Source organism: Rhodococcus sp. GXMU-t2271, from assembly GCF_041414735.1.
Lineage (GTDB): Bacteria > Actinomycetota > Actinomycetes > Mycobacteriales > Mycobacteriaceae > Rhodococcus > Rhodococcus indonesiensis.
The window spans coordinates 1-791 of the sequence record NZ_JAUIZP010000103.1; the positions used below are offsets into that span (position 1 = coordinate 1).

At 56.6% G+C, this 791-nt stretch carries 1 rRNA gene; it reads left to right on the forward strand.

The window, feature by feature from the left end:
- Positions 1–46: 46 nt before the first annotated feature.
- Positions 47–791 (forward strand): 23S ribosomal RNA (locus QYS60_RS25725); the annotation flags it as partial.

A 791-nucleotide genomic window follows, 5' to 3' on the forward strand; every position in this document is an offset into this window, starting at 1 on the left:
TGTTGTGTGTTGTTTGAGAACTGCACAGTGGACGCGAGCATCTTTGTTGTAAGTGTTTATGAGCGTACGGTGGATGCCTTGGCACCAGGAGCCGATGAAGGACGTGGGAGGCTGCGATATGCCTCGGGGAGCTGTCAACCGAGCTGTGATCCGAGGATTTCCGAATGGGGAAACCCAGCACGAGTGATGTCGTGTTACCCGCGCCTGAATATATAGGGCGTGTGGAGGGAACGTGGGGAAGTGAAACATCTCAGTACCCACAGGAAGAGAAAACAACATGTGATTCCGTGAGTAGTGGCGAGCGAAAGCGGAAGAGGCTAAACCGCGGGTGTGTGAGAGCTGGCAGGCGTTGCATCCGTGGGGTCGTGGGGCCCTTCTTCCCATCACTGTCATGGTGGGCGAGAGTAAGAAACCGGTGTGTTAGTCGAAGTGGTCTGGAACGGCCTGTCGTAGAGGGTGAGAATCCCGTAGACGAAAACACGCCGGCTCTCGTGGAGGGTACCCGAGTAGCAGCGGGCCCGTGAAATCTGCTGTGAATCCGTCGGGACCACCCGATAAGCCTGAATACTCCCTGGTGACCGATAGCGGACTAGTACCGTGAGGGAAAGGTGAAAAGTACCCCGGGAGGGGAGTGAAATAGTACCTGAAACCGTGCGCTTACAATCCGTCGGAGCCTGCGCGACCTTTGGTGGTCGGTGGGTGACGGCGTGCCTTTTGAAGAATGAGCCTGCGAGTTAGTGGCATGTCGCGAGGTTAACCCGTGTGGGGTAGTCGTAGCGAAAGCGAGTCCG